The sequence below is a fragment of the Rhizobacter sp. P1_G5 genome, from assembly GCF_056405435.1.
Map to the genome: position 1 here is coordinate 1 of NZ_JBFUCB010000581.1, position 3,836 is coordinate 3,836.

The window sequence follows — 3,836 nt, forward strand, 5'->3', positions numbered from 1 at the left end:
GCGGTGGTGTGCGTGTGGATCACGCAATGCAGGTCGGCGCGCGCGCCGTGCACCGCCGAATGGATCGTGAAGCCGGCGCGGTTGACGCGAAAGCGGGCCTCGTCCTGGCGGCCGGCCGCGCGGGCATCGACCACCCGGCCGTCGAGGTCGACCTTCACCAGGTCCGAAGCCCGCATCTCGTCGAACARCAGCCCRTAGCGGTTGATCAGGAAGTGCGGCTGCGCGCCCGGCACGCGTGCGCTGATGTGCGTGTCGATCAGGTCCGTCATCCGGAAATGCGCGACCAGGCGGTACAGCGCCGCGAGTTCGCAGCGGATGGCCCATTCGGCGGCGTCGATGCCCTCGGGCGCGGGCGGCAGCGGTTCGGTGGGGTTCATGAGATCAACGGGTGTCGTGCGGAATGGCCGGCCAGCAGCGGCAGCAGGGCCTGCGCATCGGCGAGTTCGTCGAGGTGCAGCACTGCATCGGCCAGTGCATCGGCCTGGGGGCGCGGCAACGCGACGGCCGCCAGCGCATCGAACTTCGCGCGCAGCGCGTCGGCCGGCAGCGGGTTGCCCGGCGCGCCGAGCGCGACCGGCACCGTGTGCGACACCGCCAGCCCGTCTTCGGTCGTGATCGTGACCTGCGGTTCGTCGAGCTCCGCCATCGCGGGATCGACCTGCAGGTGCACCAGCGACATCGCCGCCGCCAGCCGCGCATCGCCGCGCACCGGCGCGAGGTAGCGCGACAGGCCGGCGTCGCCGAACACCCAGGCGACCGCCACCGCATACGGCAGGCTCATCTGCGCCGCCGACAGCGAGCCGAGGTCGCGCCCGCCGCACATGCCCATCACGAAGCCGCTCAGCCGCACGTCGATGCGGCGCACCTGCTGCGCGAGGCCCGGGTGGGCCGCCATCAGGTGCAGCACCGCATCGATCGTCGAATGGGTGCTGCGGCACGACGCATGCGGCTTGATCGAGCAGCGCATCAGCTTCCAGGCCTCGCCGCAGCCGGCCAGCAGGGCCGCGGGCTCGCGCGATTGCGGTGCGAAGGCGTTGAAGAAGCCGCCCCAGACGTCGTCGAACACCTGTGTCGGGCCGCCGATGYCCTGCCCGGCCAGCAATGCGGCGCTCAGCCCGCCTTCGGCCGCGCGGCCGGCGTGCAGGCGCTTGGTCTGCGAGGCATCGTGGATGAAGGCCCACAGGCCGCCGCTGAAGCTCGCGGCATGGCCGAGCGCCGCGCCGGTCTGCACGGCATCCAGCCCGAGCACGCGCGCGGCCGCCGCGGCGGCGCCGAAGGTGCCGCAGGTGGCGGTCGAATGCCAGCCCGCGCCGTTGTGGGGCGCATAGCCGCCGCAGGCTTCCAGCACGCGCCGGCCGAGGTCGTAGCCCAGCACCACGGCGGTCAACAGGTCGCGCCCGCTGACTTGGCGCCCGGCCGGCGCGTGCCCGGCCTGCGCACGCACCAGCCCGAGCGCCGCCAGCGCGGCCGGCAGCACGACCGCGCCGGAGTGGTCGCAGCCGCCGGTGTCGTCGAGCTCCAGCGCATGCGCGGCGATGCCGTTCGCGAAGGCCGCATCGCGCGCACCGAGCCGCTGGCCCGTGCCCCACACCGGCGCGCTGCCCCCGGCCGTGTCGCCCGCCAGCATCACGACCGCGCTGCGCGCCTCGGCCGCAGCGCTGCCGGCGAGTGCCGCACCGAGCGTGTCCAGCAGGTGCGCCTTCGTGCGCGCCACCAGCGCCGCGGGCAGGTCGTCGAAGCGCGTGGCGGCGCAGAAGGCCCCGAGCTGCATGGCGGCGGTGTCGGACATCGCTGCGCGCCCGGCTCAGTTCGCGCTGTCGACGATCAGCTTCGGCACCGTGAACTCCTGCAGCCCCCATTTCGCGGCGATCTTCGCGTAGGTGCCGTYGGCGATCAGCTTGGCCATCGCCTCGCCGAGTTCGGCGGCCAGCGCCTCGCTCTTGCGCGGCATCGCGAGGCCCACGTACTGGAACGAGATCGGCTTGCCGAGCGTCGCGTAGGTGCCGGTCTCCTGGCCCATGATGTACGGCAGCGTCTCGCCGCCCTGCACCGCCGCGTCGAGCCGGCCCTGGCGCAGCTGGGTGCGGGCGTCGGCCGATCCCTCGGTGCCGCTGACCGCGATCGGCGGCTTGCCGGCCTTCACGCAGTTGTCGTCGCTCCATTTGGCGATCTCGGCCGGGAACGAGGTGCGCCGGCTCGCGCCGACCTTCCTGCCGCACAGCGCGGCCATGCCCGCGAACTCGGYGGCGCGCTCCTTCAGCACGAAGAACTGCGGGCCGGTCTTCAGGTAGTCGATGAAGCGCACCGCATCGCGGCGCGCCGGCAAATCGGTCATGCCCGACAGGATGATGTCGACGCGGCCGGTGGCCAGCGAGGCGAGCATCTGGTCGAAGCTGGTCTCTTCCCACTTGATCGTGGTGCCGAGCTTGGCGGCCAGCGCCTCGCCGAACTCGACGTCGAAGCCGGTGAGCTTCGCGGTGGCCGGGTCCTTGAATTCCAGCGGCGGGTAGTTCGAGACGATGGCCGCGGTGATCGGCGCGCCCTTCGCGCGCGTCTGCGCCTGGGCGGCCGGCAGCGCGATGGCGAGGGAGAGGGAGAGCGAGRGGACCGAGGCCCCGAGGCGGAAGGACATGAACGACTCCGTTGAAGGTGGATGGGATGCGGCGCTCAGCCGCGCACGGCCGAGATGAATTCGCGCGTGCGCTCGTGCCGCGGTTCGGACAGGACCTGCTGCGGCGTGCCGGTCTCGACCACGCGGCCCTGGTCCATGAACATCACGCGGCTCGCGACCTCGCGCGCGAAGCCGAGCTCGTGCGTCACGACGACCATCGTCATGCCGCTGCGCGCGAGGTCGCGCATCACGCCCAGCACCTCGCCGACGAGTTCGGGGTCGAGCGCCGAGGTCGGCTCGTCGAACAGCATCAGCTGCGGCTTCATCGCGAGCGCCCGTGCGATCGCGACGCGCTGCTGCTGGCCGCCCGACAGCTCGATCGGGAACGCATCGCACTTGCTCGCGAGGCCCACGCGCGCCAGCAGGGCCCGCGCCTCGGCCTCGACCTCGGCGCGCGGGCGCCGCAGCACCTGCACCGGGCCTTCGGTGACGTTCTCCAGCGCCGTCATGTGCGGGAACAGGTTGAAGCGCTGGAACACCATGCCGGTCTTCAGGCGCTGGCGCGCGATGCCGCCTTCGGACAACGCATGCAGCCTGTCGCCGGCGCGACGGAAGCCGAGCAGCTCGCCGGCCACCCACAGCGCACCGCCGCTCACCGTCTCGAGCTGGTTGATGCAGCGCAGGAAGGTGCTCTTGCCCGAGCCCGAGGGGCCGACCACGCACAGCACCTCGCCGGGCGCGATGTCGAGGGTGATGCCGTGCAGCGCGTCGAAATCGCCGAAGCGCTTGCGCACGTCGACCGCGCGCACGAGGGGCGGCAGCGCCGCGGTGGCGGTGGCGGTGGCGGTGGGGGCGGCGCTCATTGCCGTGCCGCCTTGCGGCCGGCGCCGCGTGCGTAGAAGGCCTCGACGCGCGCCTGCAGCACCGACAGCACCGTGACGACCGCGATGTACCAGAGGCCGGCGACGATCAGCAGCTCGATCACCCGCGTGTTCGCGTAGTAGATGTTCTGCGCGCTGTGCAGCATCTCGGCGTACTGGATCACGCTGGCCAGCGAGGTCAGCTTGATCATGCCGACGAACTCGTTGCCGATCGGCGGGATGATGACCCGCATCGCCTGCGGCAGGATCACGCGGCGCAGCGCGAGCAGGCGCGGCATGCCGAGCGCCTTCGCCGCCTCGTACTGGCCGACGTCGACCGACAGCAGCCCCGCGCGCACCACCTC

The 3,836-nt window shown here is 72.4% G+C and carries 5 protein-coding genes; all 5 read right to left on the minus strand.

Annotated features, from left to right (window positions below):
* The coding region (locus tag AC1D12_RS27345) for a class II aldolase/adducin family protein (protein WP_477844182.1) at nucleotides 1-377 on the minus strand (377 nt) is incomplete at its 3' end.
* Nucleotides 374-1,789, minus strand: a complete 1,416-nt coding sequence (locus AC1D12_RS27350) for an MmgE/PrpD family protein (RefSeq protein WP_477844184.1) — start codon at nucleotides 1,787-1,789, stop codon at nucleotides 374-376. The genes AC1D12_RS27345 and AC1D12_RS27350, both read right to left, overlap by 4 nt.
* 15 nt (nucleotides 1,790-1,804) lie before the next feature.
* The gene (locus AC1D12_RS27355; protein WP_477844186.1) at nucleotides 1,805-2,632 is read right to left on the minus strand and encodes an ABC transporter substrate-binding protein; all 828 of its coding nucleotides are present in this window, start codon (nucleotides 2,630-2,632) and stop codon (nucleotides 1,805-1,807) included.
* A 35-nt stretch (nucleotides 2,633-2,667) separates the two neighbouring features.
* Nucleotides 2,668-3,474, minus strand: a complete 807-nt coding sequence (locus AC1D12_RS27360) for an amino acid ABC transporter ATP-binding protein (protein ID WP_477827325.1) — start codon at nucleotides 3,472-3,474, stop codon at nucleotides 2,668-2,670.
* The coding region (locus AC1D12_RS27365) for an ABC transporter permease subunit (RefSeq protein WP_477844188.1) at nucleotides 3,471-3,836 on the minus strand (366 nt) is incomplete at its 5' end. The genes AC1D12_RS27360 and AC1D12_RS27365, both read right to left, overlap by 4 nt.

Coding starts and splice junctions, on each gene's coding strand:
- AC1D12_RS27360 (WP_477827325.1), bottom strand. CDS start 3,474: ATGAGCGCCGCCCCCACCGCCACCGCCACCGCCACCGCGGCGCTGCCG.